Below are 17,105 nucleotides of genomic sequence, written 5' to 3' on the forward strand. Positions count from 1 at the left end.
CCTCCTCGCGCACCGCTACCGTTCGGAAGATGCGCGCTCCGGAGAAACGAGCCGTCGAGGCCGTGACCGACCACCTCGCCCGCCTCGACCTCGACCCCGACGCGCTGTCGCTCGCGCAGGTCATCGGCACCGCGCTCGGGGCGACCGGCTGCGCGCTCACCATCGCCGGCGAACGGCACCAGTGGGGGCACGGCGCGGAGCGCTGGCTCAGCCGTCCGGTCGAGCACGACGGCGAGGTGCAGGCCGTGCTGGCCGTGGCCCCCGAATCAGCCGGGCCGGTGGACTCGCTGGCGACCGTCCTCGGACCGCCGCTCACCGCGCTGCGACTGGCCGCCGAGACCGACCGGCTCCGCCGCGACGGCGACGCGGCCGCGCGCGAGCTCGTCGACGACCGGTGGCGCACGACGGTCGAGATGGAGCAGGAGCGGCGCGGCCTGGAACGCGACCTGCACGACGGGGCCCAGCACCACCTGGTCGCGCTGAAGATGTCGATGGCGCTGGTCGAGCACACCGGCGCCACCCCGGAACGGCTCGCCGAGCTGGAGTCCAAACTGGACGCCGCCGAGAAGGCGCTGACCGACACCGCCGCGGGGATCCTGCCGATCCCGCTGTCCACCCAGGGTCTCGCGGGCGCGCTGGCGGCCGAGCTCGACGCGCACGCCGACGTCTCCCTCGACACCGCGGGATTCCACCGCCGCTACCCGCCGCTGGTGGAGTCCACCGTGTACTTCGCGTGCCTGGAAGCGGTCAACAACGGCCACAAGCACGCGCCCGGCGCGACCATCACCGTCGTCGTCCGCGACACCGCGCGGGGACTCGAATTCGTCGTCTCCGACGACGGGCCCGGATTCGCCATCACCGACCGCAACCCCGGGCTGCCGAACCTCTCCGCGCGGATGGCCACCGTCGGCGGCACCATCGACGTCCGCTCAGCACCCGGTCAGGGCACCACGATCACGGGCGTCGTCCCGCGCTGAGCAGGCCCTCGGCGGTGCGCACCAGCGCCTCGCACACCGACGCGTCCCGGCCACCGGTGACGGGCCGGACGGCGTGCGCCCGCCACCGCTCCGCGGCTCGCTGCGCGGCGACGCGCACCTGCTCGTCGTTGGCCTCCGGCTCCAGGCCGAGGCGGGAGCGCGGGTCGGTGCCCTCCGCGCCGAGCAGCCGCGCGGCGTCCTCGGACACCCCGCGCAGCAGGCGCGTCTCCCCGCCCAGGAGCTCGTCGAGCAGGTCCAGTTCGGTGATCTCGTGGGCTTCGGCGGCGATCCGGTCCACCGACCACCGCAGCGGGTGATCGGCGGGCAACCCCGGCAGCAGCGCGCGCACCGAGACGATCGCGCGCCGGGCCGCGATGACCGGCGCCCAGGTGATCAGCCTGCGCGCCAGCTCGTCCGCGCTCGCGGTCTCGCTCAGCTCCACCCGGTGCCGGTCGCTGCGCAGCGCCGCCCGGAACCCGGAGGTGGGCGGCACCCGGCACAGCACCGCGTCGACCGATCCGCGCGGACCGTCGTCGGCCACGATCTCCTCGGCCAGCGCGCGGTCGGCGGGCACGTCGGCGAACACCACGGTCACCCCGAGCACGGATGCGCTGTCCACTTCGGACGAATCCGGTCCGCCCGCGTCGGAGACCACGGCCAGGCGCGGCGGCTGCACCAGCCGCGCGGCCACGGCGTCCCAGCCCGCCCGCGCCGGCCCTGAGCCCGCCGCTTCCTGCCCCTGCTTCACCAGGTCGGTGACCAGCTGGAACAGGGCGCTGGCCTCGCCCCGCGAGGTGATGGTGGTCGTCGTCCGGTCCGCGAGGCGCACCGACACCACGGCGGCTCCCCCGGTCACCGAGCACTCCATGGCGCCGCCGAGGACGGCGAGTCGTTCGGCGTCCTGGTGCAGCGCGGCGCGCAGGTCGGCCGCCGAGAGCTCACCGATCGAGGTCCGCAGCCGCGCGCAGAGGGCTTCGTCGCGCCCGAACTCCACCTCGACGGCCGGGTTCTCGCGGTTGATCCCCTCGCCCGCCAGCAGGTTCAGCACGGCCGCGACCCCGTGGTAGAAGCCGGACTCGATCTGCCAGCCGACGCGCCTGCCCAGGTCGCCGGAGAACCGGACCGGGTGCGGCAACGTCGCCGCCAGCTCCTCCAGCGCAGCCCGCGGTCCCTTGTCCGGCAGCATCGCCGGGTACACGCCGCGCACCACGGTGCGGAAGTTGTCGAGCATGTCGTCCACGGCGGTGCCGAGCTCGGCGATCCGCGCTCTCTCGCCGCCCTCGGCGAGGTGCTCGCCGAAACCGCGCAGCCGCCGCCGGAGCTCGTCGAGGTCGCGCAGCGTCGAGGTGGTGATCGCGCGGACGAGCCGACGCCGCTCCAGATCGCGCACGTGCGCCAGCCGCTCCCGCGCGGCGGTCACCTCACCGCGCAGCGCGCGGAAGCGCTCCTCGGCGCGGGCGTGGTCCTCGCGCAGCCGATCAAGGTCGGCCGTCACCGCCAGCCAACCGGCGGTGTCGCGCAACGCCGCCTGCTCCTTGGCGCCCCAGCGCCGGGCACCGGCGACCAGCAGCACTCCCCCGCCGCGCACCGGTTCCCGGGCGGACTCCTCGACGGGTCCGGTGCGGTCCTCTGCGGGGGACGCGGCGACGACGTCGAAGTGCTCGTGCCGGTCGGCCGCGGGCACGCAGTAGGCGGCCTGCCCGCCGACGGCGTCGGCCAGCTGGTCGACCAGGGCGCCCGCCAACCGCTCCTGAGGCGCGGACGCCACCACGTCGTGCGCGCGCCGGTTCTTCCGCATCACCACTGGGTCCTGTTCACGAGTGCGGCGAAGCCGCTGTTCCCGATGCGGGACTCAGCCCGCACCGCCGCGAGTTCTCGGGTTCTGCCACCGCCGAGCGAGGCGATTCCTCAGCCCTCGATCCGGCTGGACCTCAGGTACGCGAGGACCGCCAGGACCCTGCGGTGGTGCATGGCCTGGTCCCGCGGGAGCCCCAGCTTGGTGAAGATCGAGGCGGTGTGCTTCTCGACGACCTTGGCGGAGACGAACAGCTCCTTGGCGATCGCGTTGTTGGCGTGGCCCTCGGCCATCAGGCGCAGCACGTCGACCTCCCGGTCCGTCAGCGACGAGATGGGGCTGTCGGCCCGCCGGGCGGGCGCCTCGACCAGGCGTTTCGCCAGCGTCGGCTCGATCACGATCTCGCCGGCGGTGATCCGGTCCAGCGTGTCGGCCAGCACCTGGACGCCCGCGACGCGCTCCTTGAGCCGGTAGCCGATGCGCTCGGCACCGATCTCCAGCACGCGCATCAGGTAGTGCGTCTCGGCGTAGTGCGACAGCAGCAGCAGGCCCGTCTCGGGGCTGCGCGCCCGGATCTTCTCGGCGGTGGTCAGCCCCCCGTCGGGTTCCGGGGGCATCCTGATGTCGAGCACCGCCACGTCCACCTTCTCGGTGGCCACGATCCCCAGCAGCGAATCACCGTCGCCGACGCAGCCGACGACCTCGTGCCCGGCGGCCTGCAGCAGCAGGACCAGCCCCTCCCGGAACAGCGCGCCGTCCTCGGCGATGGCTACCCGCACAGCAGCACCGCCCGCAGGTTGCGCCAGGTCGACGAACCCGGCCGTTGCTCGGTTATGCGCACGCGCACGAACCTCCTGCCTCGCACTCGCACCCGCACGGTCGTACCGGGTTCAAGAGTAGCCAGGTGATCCGCGACGAGGAGACCGGTCCGCACTCGCGCCTGCGGGCCGAGCGCGTGCTCCGGCAGATCCAGCCGAATCAGCAGGTCGTAGCGCTCGGCGAGGGACAAGCACGTCGGTTCCAGGCCTTCGGCGAGCACCGGCGGGTGGATCATCCCGCCGAGCTGGCGCAGGTTCTCGATGAGCGAGATGACCGTTTCCCGCAGCGCCTCGATGCGGGAGGAGACGCGCAGGTCGGCGACCCCGGCGGAGAACAGGTCCAGTTCGACCGCCAGCGCCGACAGGCCCGCCGCGGGGCCGTCGTTGAGCGCGCGTTCCAGCTCGAACCGGTACTCGGCGGCACCGCGGCCGGGCACGCGCAGCCAGCCGGGCAGCCACCTGCCACCCCGCACGTTGTACCTGCCCGCACTCCCGACCATCGTCCCAGCCTCGCGCGAGCGGCTGCCCGGCAAAAGGGTGCCAGCCCGTTGCGGTGGTAGGGCTATCCCCACGGTTCTCCGGCTCGCATAGGGTTGACGCGAGCTGAGTTGTGATTATCTTTTGCTGACGCGAAGGGAGCACACAAGGTGCGTTACGGCGTTGGCATCGACCTCGGGACTTCGTTCACGTCCGCTGCGGTCAGCGGCGAGGGTGGTACCCGCATGGTGTCGCTGTCATCCGAGGTGGTCATCCCCTCAGTTGCGCACCCGGCTCCGGACGGTGCGCTGCTGACCGGGAACTCCGCGCTGAGCGCGGTGTCCGACCCGGCTCAGGTGGCCCGCAACTTCAAGCGCAGGCTGGGCGATCCCACACCGCTCGTGCTCGGCGGCTCCGCCTACTCGCCCGCGGCGCTGATGGCCGCGCAGCTGCGCGACGTCCTCGACATCGTGACCCGGGAGATGGGCGCAGCGCCGGAATCCGTCGCGCTGACCTACCCGGCGATCTGGGGCCCGTACCGGCAGGAGCACTTCACCGAAGTTCCCCGGCTGGCGGGCGTGGAGGACTTCCGCCTGATCACCGAGCCGGAAGCGGCCGCCACCCACTACTCGACCGAGCGCAGGCTCGAAGACGGCGAGGTCGTCGCCGTCTACGACCTCGGCGGCGGCACGTTCGACACCACGATCCTGCGCATGCGCGCCGGACGCATGGAGATCCTCGGCACGCCGGAGGGGATCGAGCACCTGGGCGGCATCGACTTCGACGAGGCGCTGCTGGCCCACATCGACCAGCGGCTCGACGGCGCGATCAGCCGGCTCGACGCGACCGAACCCCGGGCGGCGTCCGCGCTCGCCACGATCCAGGCGATGTGCGTGCGCGCCAAGGAGGAGCTCTCCACCGAGCCGGACGTGAACCTCACGATCCCGCTGCCCTCCGGCCCGCGCGGCGTGACCATCACGCGGCTGGAGTTCAACGAGATGATCCGGCCGTCGGTGCAGCTGACCACCGAGGCGCTGCACAGGACCATGACCTCGGCCGGGCTGCGCGCCGACGACCTCTCGGCGGTGCTGCTCGCGGGCGGTTCGTCCCGCGTCCCGCTGGTCGCGCAGATGCTGTCCCAGGAGTTCAACAAGCCGGTCCGGGTCACGCTGCACCCGAAGTTCACCGTGGCGCTGGGCGCGGCGCGCACCGCGACGCAGCCGAGACCCGCCCCCGCGTCCGAGGTGACTCCGGAACCCGTTGCCTCCCAGGCCGTTCCGGAGGAGCCCGCGCGCAAGAAGAACTGGCTCGTGCCCGCCGTCGCAGCCCTGGCGGCCCTGGTCATCGGCGTGGGCGTGACCGTGTTCGCCACCACCGGAAGCGATTCCGACGCGGCCCGAGGCGCGGTCGCCGAGAAACCCGCTCCGCCTGCGGGTCCGCTGCCGGTCTACGACGGCAAGGTGCTCGAACCCTTCGCCGGCTACCTCGGCTCCGACGTCAACTGGGGCGGTTCCTACATCTTCGACGAGGGCACCGAGCAGGGCTCGGTGATCAAGGCGGTGGCCGACCCCGCCAACGAGGGCCTGCGGGTGTCCTGGATGGAGGACAAGCCCGCCCAGATGTACTTGCAGACCAACACCCCTCGCGGTCCGCTCGACCTCACGGCCTACTCCGCGAACGACGGGGCGCTGGTCTTCGACGCGATCGTGCACACCCCGCCGACCGGCGAGACCACGAAGATCGGGATGCACTGCGAGTTCCCCTGCCGCTCCGAGGTCCCGGCCAGCCACCTGTTCGCCGACCTCCCGCCGGAACACCGCACCACGGTGAAGATCCCGCTGTCGTGCTTCGTCGCCGGCGGGCTCGACCAGCGGCGGGTCAACACGCCGTTCCTGGTGTGGTCCCAGCGCCGGATGGACATCACCTTCGCCGACGTGCGCATCGAGCCCCAGGTGCCCGACGCGACTCCCTGCGACGCGCTGAGCTGAGCCGTCACGCGGCTTCCAGGACGCGCGGGGCGAACCGGGTGCGCAGCGACCGGATCGCGTGGTGCAGGCGGCTTTTCACCGTCCCGACCGGCACGCCGAGGGCGGTGGCGGCCGACGCGGTGGTGCGGTCGGTGACGTAGACCTCGACGACCGCGCTGCGGTGCGCCGGGGAGAGGTGGTCGAGCAGCTCGTCGACGACCATCCGGCTCTCGACCTCGTCGCTGGGCGCGGACTGCACGGCCCGGTTGGCCAGCTCCTCGCTCTCGAACGCCACCTCGGTGGGCCGCGCCTTGCGGCTGCGGTGCTGGTCGACGGCGACGTTGTGGGCGACGCGCAGCAGCCAGCCGCGCACCGAGCCGTTGCCGTTGCTGAGCCGGTCGGCGTGCCGCCAGGCCCGCAGCCAGGTCTCCTGCACGATGTCCTCGGCGAGGTAGCGGTCCCCCGTCAAGCGAGTGGCGTAGGAGAGCAGCGCGCCGCCGTGCTCGCGAATGACACCGTCCATGTCGGTGGCTACGGGCCGAATGGTGCTCGTGGTGTCCATTTCGCCGTTCCTCTCTCGACGGATGATCCGGGAAGCCCTACCCGGCCGTGACTAAGAGGAATGCTTTCGCGTTTCGCGGCAGGAATCGTCGGGTCTGTCCCTCCGTTCCCCGGTGCTGTCCCGCACTTTCGGGGGAGGCTGACCCACTCAAGGGGGTAGGGCTATCCCCCACCCGACGTCCGGTAGAGCGCCGAGAGATCCCGGGCCGCGTCGGTGACCGCGCCGATGAGATCGTCCACCCTGTCCTCGCCGAAGCGCACGGTGGGCCCCTGGACGACGACCGAGGCGATGACGTGCCCGGTCTGGTCGTGCACCGGGGCCGCCACGGCTCGCACGCCGACGAGCCGCTCCTCGTTGTTCAACGCGTGACCCCGCGACCGGATACGGGCGAGTTCGTCGGCGAGCTCGGCGTGGGTGGTGATCGTGTTCGGGGTGTGGCGCTGGAACGGCTCGGGCATGGTGGCCGGCTCGGTGCCGAAGGCCAGCAGGGTCTTGCCCATGGCGCAGACGTGGATCGGGTTGCGGGCGCCGGGTTCCTGGTCGTAGCGCAGCGGGTGCGTCGACGGGATCTGCACCAGCACCGCCACCTCGTCACCGATGCGCGTGCCGAGGCTGACTGCTTCGCCGGTCCGGTCGCGCAGCGCGGTCAGGACCGGGTGCATGACGGTGGTGCCCATGCGCTCCAGCGCCAGCCTGCCGAGGATCGCGGTGGTCGGGCCGAGGAAGTAGCGCTCGGTGGCCGGGTCCTGCGCGAGCATGTCGGCGGTGTGCAGGGCGCGCATGATGCGGTGCGCGGTGCTGACGGTCAGGCCGAGCTGCGTGGCCACGGCGGTGGGGGTCAGCTGCTCGGCCTTCTCGAAGCAGCGCAGCACGGCCATCGCCCGGTCCACCGACTGCGTGCCCGAGCGCCGTTCCCCGGTCAGCTCTGACATGCGCCGTCGCCCTCGGCGTTCGGGTCGACCTCGGCCCACAGGCTCGGCAGGTTCACCACGATGCCCTCCTGGGTGCTGCGGGCGATGACCACGACGGCCTCCTCGTCGGCGGAGGGGTTCTCCTCGCGGTGCGGGACGTAGGGCGGCACGAAGATGTAGTCGCCCGGCTCGGTCTCGACGCGGACCTCCTCGGGCCCCTCGGCGAAGACGAACACGGGGTGCCCGGAGACGACGTAGATGGCGGTCTCGGCCTCGCCGTGGTGGTGGTCGCCGGAGTTGGTGGCCGGCCCGACGTGGGTGCGGCCCATCCACAGCTTCTCCGAGCCGACGGTCTTGCCCGAGATGGCCTCGAAGCGCCGCATCCCGGAGGTCTGGTTGGTGTCGGAGGTGAGCCCGCCGCCGCGCACGTGCTCCAGCTTCTGATGCCAGTCCGCGGTGCCGCCGGGCCGGTTCTCGTTGCCTGACAAGGACTTCTCCTCGCTGTTCCTGCATAGTGGTCGGCCTTGATGTCCAGCCTGCCACGTTCATACCGCGTGGGACGTCAATATTGCAATGTGGGACGGCAGATCGGAGAGTGGGCGAGGCGGAACCCGCAGGACTTCGACCGCTGGTACTCGAAGTTCGCCCGCCAACCCCTGGAGGTCGCCGCCCAGATCCGACCGGAGCAGACCGCCTACCAACGGATCCCGGTCGACGACGCCTTCGCCGCGCAGCTCCAGACGACCTTCGACACCTGGACCCGAGCAGGAGCCCTCCAAGGCCGAGAGGACCTGCGCGACCACGTCGATCCCACCGTCACCGCCCCCTGATCCCGTGCGGCGACGCGGAAGCCTGGTGACCACCGGCCGGTTTCTACCCGGTCGAGTCAGGATCTCCGGGTTTCCGCAGGTGGAGGCAGAAGCAGGCCCCTCCCTCGTCGTCGTGCTCGTACCAGGCGCTTCCGCCGTTGGCCTCCGTGAGGCTGCGGACGATCCACAGCCCGAGACCGGTTCCTTCGACTTCCCGCCCGGCGTTGGGCTCGCGGCTGAAGCGCTCGAAGAGGTGGGGCACGAACTCCACCGGAACTCCAGAACCGCTGTCGCGCACTCGGATCTCCACCCGGCCCGACCGCTCGGTGGCTCGAACCTCGATGGGCGGACTTCCGTAGATGAACGCGTTCTCCAGGTAGATGACGAGCATCTCGGAGAGGTCCTGGCGGTCCACGAACGCCACGAGATCCGGGCTGCACGAGACCTTCACGTCCTGGGCCTTGTCCCCGCAGTCGGCGAGCCGTTCGAGGATGGGCCCGAGCACCGCCACTGGTTTGGGGTACGAGCGGGACTCCTCCGCGTCGATCCGGGACGCGGTGAGCAGCTTGCGCATGAGCGCCTGGAGGCCTTCCATGCGGTTGATCACCTGGTTGACCACCTCGACGCCGTGCTGATCGCCGTTCGCGAAGAGGTGGTCCCGCAGGAGGTCCACGAGCAGCTTGATCTCGGCGACCGGTGTGCGGAGCTCGTGGGCGGCGACCGCGACGATCGTCGTCTGGCGCTCCAGGGCGCTTTCGAGGTCGTGCTCGACCTCCTTGCGGTGCGTGACATCGCGCAGGGCCGCGACGTGGACGCGTTCGCCCTGCCAGGTCGTGGCGGTCACGCGCATCTCGGCCACCCGCGGTGGCCTGCCGGGTGAGAGCAGGTCGATCTCGCTGGTCTCGTGGGCGACGACCGGGAAGCCGAACGGTGTCCCGACGAGCTCTCCCGCCGATCGGCCGAACATCACCTCGGCGGCCGGGTTGCACGAGCGGATGATCCCTCGGTGGTCGACCGCGACGATCCCGTCCGCGGAGGCCGTCGCCAGGCGCTGGTCGCCCCCGCTCTGGAACGGAGAGCCGGACGTCCGCCCTTCGGCTTCTCCGCTGGATCGAGCGTTCGGCCGGTCGCTCATAGGATCACCGTTCCACCGGCTAACGCGGCTCTGCCGGCCGTTGCGGCTGCTCGGGGACCAACGGGGTGGCGAACAGGGCGCGGGACGCGCCGTGCAGGGGTTCGCCGATGTGCATGCCGAGGCCGTCGATGTCCACCTGCCGGATGCGGTGGTCGTGCGCGGTACCCCGGGCCTGGACGACGGCGAGGGCCCGCCGGACCTCGCCTCCGTGCTCGAAGTCGCGGAGCAGGATCGTGATGTCGGCGAGGCTGGCGATCTCCACGGCGAGGTCGGGTGTGAGCGACGGAGCGAGGCGGGGACCGGCCGCCGACGTGAGCAGCGCGGTGATCTCGCGGGGACGCAGCACGGCCCCCAGCGCGACGAGGAAGTCCAGCAGCGCCCGCGAGGTGGTGATCCGCTCGAGCGCGGAGAGCGTGTCGATCACCATGCGGTGGGGCTCGAACTCGGTGACGTTGCGGCGCAGCCGGATGAAGTGGTCCTCCATCGACGACTCCTCCGGGTACTCCGACACCACCCGCAGCAGCCCGGTCTCCTCCATCGCGTCCAGGTCCAGGCCCCAGCCCGCGGCGTTGCGCACGAGCTGCTCGCGGGTCTCGTCGAAGGTGTAGAAGAGGCAGCGCTCCTGGGCGTCGAGCGCGGAGGCGGCGAAGTGCAGTCCGGCCAACGTCTTGCCCGCGCCGGAGGAGCCGCTGAGCAGGGCGATCGCGTCCCGGTAGAAGCCGCCGCCGCACATCTCGTCCAGCTCGGCGTTGCCCGAGGACACGCGGGCCCGCGAAGCCCGCGCCCGCGTCCCGAGGAACGCCAGGGGCATGACGACGATCCCCTCCTGCGGGTCGATGGCGAACAGCCACTCGCCGGTGCGGTGGGCGGCGCCGCGGAACTTGACGATCTCGACGGTCCGTCGGCGCTGCTCTTGGCGCAGGACGTTGCGGAGGATGATCACGTTGTTGAGCACGAACTCCTCGACGCCCAACCGCGACACGCCGTCGTGCTCTTCCGTCCGCTCAGCGGTCAGCACCGACGTGACCCCGATCCTCTCCAGGGCTGAAGCGATCCGGAACAGCTCCTGGCGGATGTTCCCGGCCTCGCTGAACCGGGTGAGGATGGCGCCGATCGAGTCGAGCGCGACGCGCGTCGCACCCGTGCGGCGGACCGCGTGTTCGATGCGGGCGATCAGCGCCGAGAAGTCGTAGTCGCCGACGGTGGAGGTCTCCTCGACGTCGTCCGAAGCGTCGACGAAGGTCCACTTCTCCTCGCGTTCCCACAGCTCGATGGGTTTGCCCATCGAGCGGGCGTTGCGGCGGATGGCTGCGGCGGTCTCCTCGAACGTGACGAAGACACCGGCCTGGTCGAGAGCGCGGATGCCGTGGGCGAGGAACTCGACGGCGAAGAGCGTCTTGCCGCTGCCGGTCGTCCCGGTGACCAGCGTGGACCGCCCGGCGGGCAGCCCGCCCAACGCGACCTGGTCGAAACCGCTGATGCCGGTCGGGAGCCGTTCGATCGCATCGCTGCTGCTCACGCGGTCACCCTCCTTCCGAGAACAGCGCATCGGCATCGGGCAGGCCCAGGGCGGCCGTGATGCGGCGATGGTCCGAGAGGTCCCCGATCACCCGGCGTTGCGGCAACGGCGCGAGCCTGACCACCGTCGGCGTCGCCAGGATCCGCAGCTCCCCGGCCAGATCGGGGCGTTCCGCGGCGTCGACGACCTCGATCTCGTAGCGGCCGGGCACCCGGTGTTCGCACACCGCACGCAGGTTGATCTTCGCGGCCTGGGAGCGCTCCGTCCGCCCGACCACGAACAACCTGAACGTAAATTCAGCCACCTGAAACACGCGCTCCCGCCCACACCGAGCCGAACGGATGTGCGGCCGCGCCTCGCGCCGCCGACCGGCCCATCGTCCCCCAACGCGCCGAACACCGCGCTCCGCGAACACCCGATCCGGCTGCGAGCTCAGGAGAACGCGCCCACGCCTCCGGGAGCTCGGGAAACCCTTGGCAGCGGCCGGTGTTCTGCGGTTAATCTCTGGCGCATGGGTGATCAGTGCGTGTTCTGCGGGATCGTGGCCGGTGAGCTTCCGAGCGTGAAGGTGGCCGAGGACGACGCCACGGTGGCGTTCATGGACATCAACCCGGCTTCGGACGGCCACCTGCTGGTCATCCCGAAGCGGCACAGCCAGGACCTGTTCGACATCCCGGCCGATGACCTCTCCGCCGTCACGCTCACCGCGCAGCGCGTCGCCAAGGCGGCCGCGAAGGAGTTCGGCGCCGACGGGGTGAACCTGCTCAACTGCTGCGGCTCAGCCGCCTGGCAGTCGGTCTTCCACTTCCACCTCCACGTCATCCCGCGCTACCGCGACAAGACCAAGGACACGCTGATGCTGCCCTGGAGGCCCGACGTCCCGGGCGACGAGAACACCCTCACCGACCTCGGCAACCACCTCGCCAACGCCCTCAACTGACCCGGGAGTCCAGAACCCCGACCCCCGCCACGATCAAACCCGGGGCTCGAGGATCGTCCGGCGAGCGGCGGACCCGGTGCATCCAGCTGGAACCATCACCCGAAGCTCCGCCGCTCCCACCCACAACACGGATTACGGCAGTAATCCGCTCCCTGATTACGGCAGTAATCCGGCCCCTGATTACGGCGGTATTCCGGGTTGTGGGACCGCCCGGACCCGGGGTGGTCGGCCGGCGTCCCGGATTTCAGTGGAAATCAGGGGCCCGATTTCCACTGAAATCCAGGGGTCACCGGGGTAGGAGGTCTGGTACGAGCCTGGTGAGATCGGGTAGGACGTCGGTGGTTCCGCTGGGGTGGGTGCTGCAGGTGGCGCGGTAGGGGTCTGCGTTGGTTCCCGTGGTGCCCAGGGCTTGGTCCGCGAAGTGCGCGATGGTGTCCGCGGCCTGGTGGGAGTTGCGGTGCAGGGCGATGTTGTGGCCGGCGGCGGGGATGACGGCCGCGCGCAGGCAGGCGTGCGGGTGGAACCCGGGGGCCTCGTAGTCGGCGAGCGCTGAGCCGGCGCGTTCGAGCGCTTCGGGCGAGTCGTGGACACCGGCGGTGGTGCGGCACGAGGAACCGCCGGGACCGCAGACGAAGGCGTCGTGCTGGCCGTTGATGAGGAACGTGGGGATGCGGATCCCCTTGTGCGTTCCGTCGTACTCGCGGCTCAGGGCGAGCGGTTCGGTGACCGTCATGGGGTTCTGCAGCCTGTCGTCGACCGCGAGCATCGCGGGATCTGCGCCGGGCCCGCGGAAGAAGGGCAGCTGGGCACGCGTTCCCGGGCGCGAGGCCAGGTAGCCGGGGTCGGCTTTCCAGCGCGCTGGGGGCAGCGCGGGCTGCAGAGCGGCGGGGATCATCGTGGACAGCAGGTTCACGCCTTGTTCGATCCGAAACCTGTTGCTGTATCCCGTTCCGATGACGAGATCGGCATCGTTGTGGAGCGCGCTCTCCAACCAGACCACGGCCGTGCCGTAGGAATGACCGACGAGACCGACTCGGGGGTACGGCGTTCCGCCGACCTCGCCGTCGCGGAGCTGGGTGATGAGCTGGTGGACCGTCTCCGCAGCCGCGTTGGGAGTGATGAGCGCGCTGAGCGGGTGGTCGCTGCGGCCCGCCCCGACGCGGTCGATGTTCAGCGTCGCGTACCCGTGGTCGACCAGGCGGTTGACGGTGGAGTACGTCTCGGGTTGCAAGGGCGAATCCCAGTACCACGTGCCGTAGGTGAGCCCGTGCACGAGCAGCAGCACGGCGGGCGACTGCCCGGTGGCCGCCGCTCTGGCCCGAGTGGTTTCGCTCATGCACAGCTCGCCGTGGATCGTGCTGGGCACGGACGGCTCCGGCAGCGCGGGCAGCGGGGTGTTCGCCGGGACCGCCACCGCCGGGAGCCGCACGGGCAGCTCACCGACGAAGGGGCAGGTCTTGCCCGGCGACCGGGTCGGTGTGCCGAAGTCCCGCGAGTCCTGGAGAGCAGGACCGGCGGCCGCCGACGGGATGATCATCGGCACGGCCAGGACGGTGGTGATCGTCGCGAGAGCCCGCCCCCACGACCTTCTCATTGCGCGCATGACTCCCCCGAGAAATGAGCGTGACCGGGTAGGCGAATGACCGGAGGTGGTCATTCGCCTACGAGTGATGGGATTCGGCCGCGGAGTGCGGCGAGGGCGGCACCAGGCGTCGCTGCGCCTGGCCGCGTGTCAGCGCCTGGAGATCAGTGCGCGCTCAGCGGGCGTATGAGGTCGGAGCTGTGGATTCGGAACCTCGTGTTCTTGCGCGGCGCGGCCATGGCCCCTCCCCCTCGTCGTCGCAGTGGAGCCTGGCGCGAGGACGGCTCCGACTCCGCAACTCCACTGGTGAGCGACATTCTCATGTGGACTCAACCGCGCCGCCACTCGAAGATCGACCAGCTCGGTCAGAAGATGGACCAGCCGGTGAGCGTGGTGAAGTGATCGAGCGCGGCGACACCGGCGACGGAGTTGCCTCGGGCGTCCAGACCCGGGCTCCACACGGCGATCGCACACCGTCCCGGCACGATCGCGAGGATCCCGCCGCCGACGCCGCTCTTGCCGGGAATCCCGACTCGGTAGGCGAAATCGCCTGCGGCGTCGTAGGTCCCGCAGGTGAGCATGATCGCGTTGACCCGCTTGGCCTGCCTGCGGGTGAGCAGCTCCGAACCGTCCCGGCGCACGCCGTGCGCGGCGAGGAACCGCCCGGCCAGGGCCAGGTCGCGGCAGCTCATCTCGATCGAGCACTGCCGGACGTACTGGTCGAGCACCGTCGCCACCGGGTTGCGCACGTTGCCGTAGGACGCCATGAAGTGCGTCAGCGCCAGGTTCCGGTCGGCGTGCGCGGCCTCCGAGGCCGACACCTCGGCGTCGACCCGCAGGTCCGGGTTGCCGCTCTCGGTGCGCAGGAACGCCAGCAGCTCGCCGCTGGCATCGCCGACCTGCGAGATCAGCTCGTCGGTGACCGTCAGCGCGCCCGCGTTGATGAACGGGTTCCGCGGGATGCCCCGTTCGTGCTCCAGCTGGATCAGGGAGTTGAAGGCGTTGCCCGAGGGCTCCCGGCCGACGCGGCGCCACAGCGCCTCATCGCTGCCGGCGAGCACGAGCGCGAGGGTGAAGACCTTCGAGATGCTCTGAACCGAGAACGGCATCTGCCAGTCGCCGACCCCGCGCACGCGCCCTTCGAGATCCGCGATGGCGATGCCGAAATGAGCAGGATCGACCCTCGCGAGCGCCGGGATGTAATCCGCGACCACCCCGCTCCCGCGCAGCGGTGCGACCTCATCGACGATCCGCCCGAGCAACTGGTTCAGCTCCACGAGCGACCATCATGTCATCGAAGCGGTCCACAAGAGACCACGAGGGCGCGAAGAGCCCCGGTCCTCGATCGACCGCGACCGATCAGAGGATGTCCAGCGGTGTCGCCCGATCCGGCGCCGGGAACTGCGCGTCGAGCTCGGCGAGATCGTCCTCCGACAACCGGATCTCCAGCGCCGCGTGGTTCTCCTCGACGTGGCCGCGGGTCGCGGCCTTCGGGATCGCGCAGAGACCGTCACCGGCCAGGACCCAGGCGATGGCGATCTGCGCGGGCGTGACCCCGTGGCGCTCCGCGACCCGCCCCAACACCGGGTCCCCGAGCAACCTGCCCTGCTCGATCGGTGAGTACGCCATCACCGGCAACTCCCGCTCCCGGCACCACGGCAGCAGGTCGAACTCGATCCCGCGCCGCGTGAGGTTGTAGAGCACCTGGTTGACCGCGCAGTCGCTGCCGCCGTCCTGGCCCCACAACTCCCGCATGTCGTCGGTGTCGAGGTTGCTGACCCCGAAATGACGGATCTTGCCGTTGTCGCGCAATTCCTCGAACGCTTCGAGCGTCTCGTCCAACGGCGTTCCGCCCCGCCAGTGCAGCAGGTAGAGATCGAGGTGATCGGTCCCCAACCGGCGCAGGCTGCGCTCGCACGCCTCGACCGCGCCCCGCCGGTCGGCGTTGTGCGGGAACACCTTGCTGACCAGGAAGACCTCGTCCCGCCGACCGTCGATCGCCTCGCCGACGACTTCCTCCGCGCCACCGCTGCCGTACATCTCAGCGGTGTCGATCAGCCCGAGGCCGAGGTCGAGTCCGTGCCGCAGCGCCGCGCTCTCCGCCGCGCGGTCCGAACCGCGCTCGCCCATCCCCCAGGTGCCCTGTCCCAGCACGGGCAGGTCACCGCCGGACGGCAGTCGCAGGTGTCGCATCGTTCGCACTCCGTTTCGCGTGGTCGACGAGCAGGCCGTGCCGGGCGCGACGACCAGTCTAGGGAACGCGCCGCCCACCGCGCCGCGGTCCGACGAGCCGCCGTGCCGGCCACCCGGCCACGACCAGCGCTGCCAGCGCGACTGCGAGCCACGTCACGAGTCGCCAGGACTCTCCTGCGACCAGGTTGTTCCCCACCACGACGTAGACGAGATTGGCGGGGAACGTTCCCACGGCCGTCCCCGCGAGGAAGGGCAGCGGACGCACGCGCGTGATGCCGGCCCCGTAGTTGACGACGCCGTAGGGCAGCACGGGCAGCAGGCGGCAGAGCGCGGTGGCGGTGAACCCGCGGCGGGCGAACACCGAGTCCAGCTCCTGCAGGCGTCCCGCGCGCAGGCGCGGCGCGACCGCCTCGCGGCCGAGCAGGCGCGCGATGCCGAACGCCAGTCCCGCACCCAGCACCGTGCCCGCCACGACCACGGGCAGGGCCACCGGCAGCGCGAACAGCGTTCCAGCGATGGTCGACAGCGCGGGCCTCGGCGCGAAGACGAGCGCGGCCGCCCCGAAGACCAGGACGAACAGCAGCGGTGCCCACGGGCCGCGCTCAGCGCGCCACCGGTCGACGTTCCACAGCTCGGAGCCGAACAGCAGCCCCACGGCGAGGGCGACGGCGAGTCCGACGAGGAGGAGCACCAGTCGCAGGTACGGCGAACCGACGGCCGTCGAGGCCTTCCTGATCGCAGAAGTCACCACTGCTCGCACCCAGCGCCCGAGGAATCATCGCGTCGACCTCCTCGACGCCGACCGCCCACTGTAGCCGCGACGCGCGTCGGTCCGACCTCGCGAGGCGCCAGTTCCCCAGCGGGGAAGCCGAATTCCGCACCCTTCGCGTGAGAGAGGACATACCGCTTCGCAACCACTCGCCGAGCTCTCTAGTCTGGGGCCCGTGAACTCAACGGCACAGCACCGCGGAACGAGGAAGTGGCTGGCACTTCCTCTTCTCGTGCTGGGCTTCCTCCTGGTTCCCCTCGTGCTCCTGCCTGCGCACGCGCTTCCCGGGCACGCGGCGATGATGTCGCTGTCGACCTCGTCGAGCGCGCACCACGGCGAGCCGGGCGGGCACCACGACACCCCGGCGCTGTCGAACGACGCCGTGACCAGCCACGAAGGCGGTCAGAACCACGGGGATCCGCACTGCCACGTCGGTCCGGACTACAGCGCTGTCGCTCTCACCCGACCCCTGAACACCCCGTCTGAGCTGGGATTCCTCCTCCTCGCGCTCGCCTTCGCCGCAGCGGCGATCGCTGCGCTGCGCACCGAGCCGGCGTGGGCTCGGCGACTTCGGCACTGGTTCTCCCGACCACCGTGGAGAACATCCGGAACCTCATTCCTCCACTTCGCGTGCATCGCGCGAACCTGATG

The 17,105-nt window shown here is 71.0% G+C and carries 18 protein-coding genes; 5 read left to right on the plus strand and 13 right to left on the minus strand.

Going from position 1 to position 17,105, the window contains the following annotated elements; genetic code table 11:
• Positions 1–29 precede the first annotated feature (29 nt).
• Entirely contained in the window at positions 30–977 is a 948-nt protein-coding gene (locus KBO27_RS11490; RefSeq protein ID WP_210969980.1) for a sensor histidine kinase, read from the plus strand.
• Here KBO27_RS11490 and KBO27_RS11495 read toward each other — a convergent pair.
• The 3 genes from KBO27_RS11495 to KBO27_RS11505 all read right to left on the minus strand — a co-directional run bounded on the left by KBO27_RS11495 (position 955) and on the right by KBO27_RS11505 (position 4,090).
• Positions 955–2,775 carry a serine/threonine-protein kinase gene (locus KBO27_RS11495; RefSeq protein WP_210969981.1) on the minus strand — a complete coding sequence of 607 codons (1,821 nt, stop codon included), beginning with the start codon at positions 2,773–2,775 and terminating at the stop codon, positions 955–957. The genes KBO27_RS11490 and KBO27_RS11495 overlap by 23 nt on opposite strands.
• A gap of 110 nt (positions 2,776–2,885) precedes the next feature.
• Positions 2,886–3,551 carry a response regulator transcription factor gene (locus KBO27_RS11500; RefSeq protein WP_210969982.1) on the minus strand — a complete coding sequence of 222 codons (666 nt, stop codon included), beginning with the start codon at positions 3,549–3,551 and terminating at the stop codon, positions 2,886–2,888.
• A complete protein-coding gene (locus tag KBO27_RS11505; RefSeq protein ID WP_210969983.1) occupies positions 3,542–4,090 on the minus strand; it encodes a hypothetical protein in 549 nt (182 codons plus the stop codon). The genes KBO27_RS11500 and KBO27_RS11505 overlap by 10 nt, the downstream gene beginning before the upstream one ends.
• A gap of 147 nt (positions 4,091–4,237) precedes the next feature.
• Here KBO27_RS11505 and KBO27_RS34555 point away from each other — a divergent pair, with 147 nt between their 5' ends.
• Positions 4,238–6,055, plus strand: a complete 1,818-nt coding sequence (locus tag KBO27_RS34555) for an Hsp70 family protein (protein WP_210969984.1) — start codon at positions 4,238–4,240, stop codon at positions 6,053–6,055.
• 4 nt (positions 6,056–6,059) lie between these two features.
• Here KBO27_RS34555 and KBO27_RS11515 read toward each other — a convergent pair whose 3' ends face one another.
• The 3 genes from KBO27_RS11515 to KBO27_RS11525 all read right to left on the minus strand — a co-directional run bounded on the left by KBO27_RS11515 (position 6,060) and on the right by KBO27_RS11525 (position 7,995).
• Positions 6,060–6,596 (minus strand): sigma-70 family RNA polymerase sigma factor, encoded by a 537-nt coding sequence (locus tag KBO27_RS11515; RefSeq protein WP_281420724.1) that lies wholly within the window; start codon positions 6,594–6,596, stop codon positions 6,060–6,062.
• A 161-nt stretch (positions 6,597–6,757) separates the two neighbouring features.
• A complete protein-coding gene (locus KBO27_RS11520; RefSeq protein WP_210969985.1) occupies positions 6,758–7,528 on the minus strand; it encodes an IclR family transcriptional regulator in 771 nt (256 codons plus the stop codon).
• A complete protein-coding gene (locus KBO27_RS11525; RefSeq protein WP_210969986.1) occupies positions 7,516–7,995 on the minus strand; it encodes a cupin domain-containing protein in 480 nt (159 codons plus the stop codon). The genes KBO27_RS11520 and KBO27_RS11525 overlap by 13 nt, the downstream gene beginning before the upstream one ends.
• 87 nt (positions 7,996–8,082) lie before the next feature.
• Between KBO27_RS11525 and KBO27_RS11530 the strand changes: the two genes are divergently transcribed.
• Complete coding sequence (locus KBO27_RS11530) at positions 8,083–8,337, plus strand: type 2 periplasmic-binding domain-containing protein (RefSeq protein ID WP_210969987.1); 255 nt, start codon at positions 8,083–8,085, stop codon at positions 8,335–8,337.
• Positions 8,338–8,380: 43 nt separating this feature from the next.
• Here the strand turns inward: KBO27_RS11530 and KBO27_RS11535 are convergent, their stop codons facing one another.
• Genes KBO27_RS11535 through KBO27_RS11545 form a run of 3 tightly spaced genes read right to left on the minus strand, consistent with a single transcriptional unit; the run spans position 8,381 to position 11,283 of the window.
• Positions 8,381–9,451 carry a PAS domain-containing sensor histidine kinase gene (locus tag KBO27_RS11535; protein ID WP_210969988.1) on the minus strand — a complete coding sequence of 357 codons (1,071 nt, stop codon included), beginning with the start codon at positions 9,449–9,451 and terminating at the stop codon, positions 8,381–8,383.
• Positions 9,452–9,470: 19 nt separating this feature from the next.
• On the minus strand, positions 9,471–10,970 hold the full coding sequence (kaiC, locus tag KBO27_RS11540; RefSeq protein WP_210969989.1) for a circadian clock protein KaiC: 1,500 nt from the start codon (positions 10,968–10,970) through the stop codon (positions 9,471–9,473).
• Between the two features lie 4 nt (positions 10,971–10,974).
• The gene (locus tag KBO27_RS11545; RefSeq protein ID WP_210969990.1) at positions 10,975–11,283 is read right to left on the minus strand and encodes a circadian clock KaiB family protein; all 309 of its coding nucleotides are present in this window, start codon (positions 11,281–11,283) and stop codon (positions 10,975–10,977) included.
• 198 nt (positions 11,284–11,481) lie between these two features.
• On the opposite strand from KBO27_RS11545, the gene KBO27_RS11550 reads away from it, so the two are divergent.
• Entirely contained in the window at positions 11,482–11,910 is a 429-nt protein-coding gene (locus KBO27_RS11550; protein ID WP_210969991.1) for an HIT family protein, read from the plus strand.
• A gap of 286 nt (positions 11,911–12,196) precedes the next feature.
• On the opposite strand, the gene KBO27_RS34215 is transcribed toward KBO27_RS11550, so the two are convergent.
• The 4 genes from KBO27_RS34215 to KBO27_RS33620 all read right to left on the minus strand — a co-directional run bounded on the left by KBO27_RS34215 (position 12,197) and on the right by KBO27_RS33620 (position 16,433).
• Entirely contained in the window at positions 12,197–13,504 is a 1,308-nt protein-coding gene (locus KBO27_RS34215; RefSeq protein WP_210969992.1) for an alpha/beta hydrolase, read from the minus strand.
• A 353-nt stretch (positions 13,505–13,857) separates the two neighbouring features.
• Positions 13,858–14,769 carry a glutaminase gene (locus KBO27_RS11560; RefSeq protein ID WP_210969993.1) on the minus strand — a complete coding sequence of 304 codons (912 nt, stop codon included), beginning with the start codon at positions 14,767–14,769 and terminating at the stop codon, positions 13,858–13,860.
• 82 nt (positions 14,770–14,851) lie between these two features.
• Positions 14,852–15,685: an aldo/keto reductase gene (locus tag KBO27_RS11565; RefSeq protein ID WP_210969994.1), complete on the minus strand. Its 834-nt coding sequence runs from the start codon at positions 15,683–15,685 to the stop codon at positions 14,852–14,854.
• A 58-nt stretch (positions 15,686–15,743) separates the two neighbouring features.
• Entirely contained in the window at positions 15,744–16,433 is a 690-nt protein-coding gene (locus KBO27_RS33620; protein WP_210969995.1) for a TVP38/TMEM64 family protein, read from the minus strand.
• A gap of 196 nt (positions 16,434–16,629) precedes the next feature.
• Here KBO27_RS33620 and KBO27_RS11575 point away from each other — a divergent pair, with 196 nt between their 5' ends.
• Positions 16,630–17,103, plus strand: a complete 474-nt coding sequence (locus KBO27_RS11575) for a hypothetical protein (protein WP_210969996.1) — start codon at positions 16,630–16,632, stop codon at positions 17,101–17,103.
• Positions 17,104–17,105 lie beyond the last annotated feature (2 nt).

It is taken from the genome of Saccharopolyspora endophytica, from assembly GCF_018070075.1.
In the GTDB taxonomy this organism is placed as follows: Bacteria; Actinomycetota; Actinomycetes; order Mycobacteriales; family Pseudonocardiaceae; genus Saccharopolyspora; species Saccharopolyspora endophytica.

Excerpts from the sequence above, each read along its gene's own strand:
- KBO27_RS11490 (WP_210969980.1), top strand. The coding sequence starts at position 30 with ATGCGCGCTCCGGAGAAACGAGCCGTCGAGGCCGTGACCGACCACCTC.
- KBO27_RS11495 (WP_210969981.1), bottom strand. The coding sequence starts at position 2,775 with ATGCGGAAGAACCGGCGCGCGCACGACGTGGTGGCGTCCGCGCCTCAG.
- KBO27_RS11505 (WP_210969983.1), bottom strand. The coding sequence starts at position 4,090 with ATGGTCGGGAGTGCGGGCAGGTACAACGTGCGGGGTGGCAGGTGGCTG.
- KBO27_RS11515 (WP_281420724.1), bottom strand. The coding sequence starts at position 6,596 with ATGGACACCACGAGCACCATTCGGCCCGTAGCCACCGACATGGACGGT.
- KBO27_RS11520 (WP_210969985.1), bottom strand. The coding sequence starts at position 7,528 with ATGTCAGAGCTGACCGGGGAACGGCGCTCGGGCACGCAGTCGGTGGAC.
- KBO27_RS11535 (WP_210969988.1), bottom strand. The coding sequence starts at position 9,451 with ATGAGCGACCGGCCGAACGCTCGATCCAGCGGAGAAGCCGAAGGGCGG.
- KBO27_RS11550 (WP_210969991.1), top strand. The coding sequence starts at position 11,482 with ATGGGTGATCAGTGCGTGTTCTGCGGGATCGTGGCCGGTGAGCTTCCG.
- KBO27_RS34215 (WP_210969992.1), bottom strand. The coding sequence starts at position 13,504 with ATGAGAAGGTCGTGGGGGCGGGCTCTCGCGACGATCACCACCGTCCTG.
- KBO27_RS11565 (WP_210969994.1), bottom strand. The coding sequence starts at position 15,685 with ATGCGACACCTGCGACTGCCGTCCGGCGGTGACCTGCCCGTGCTGGGA.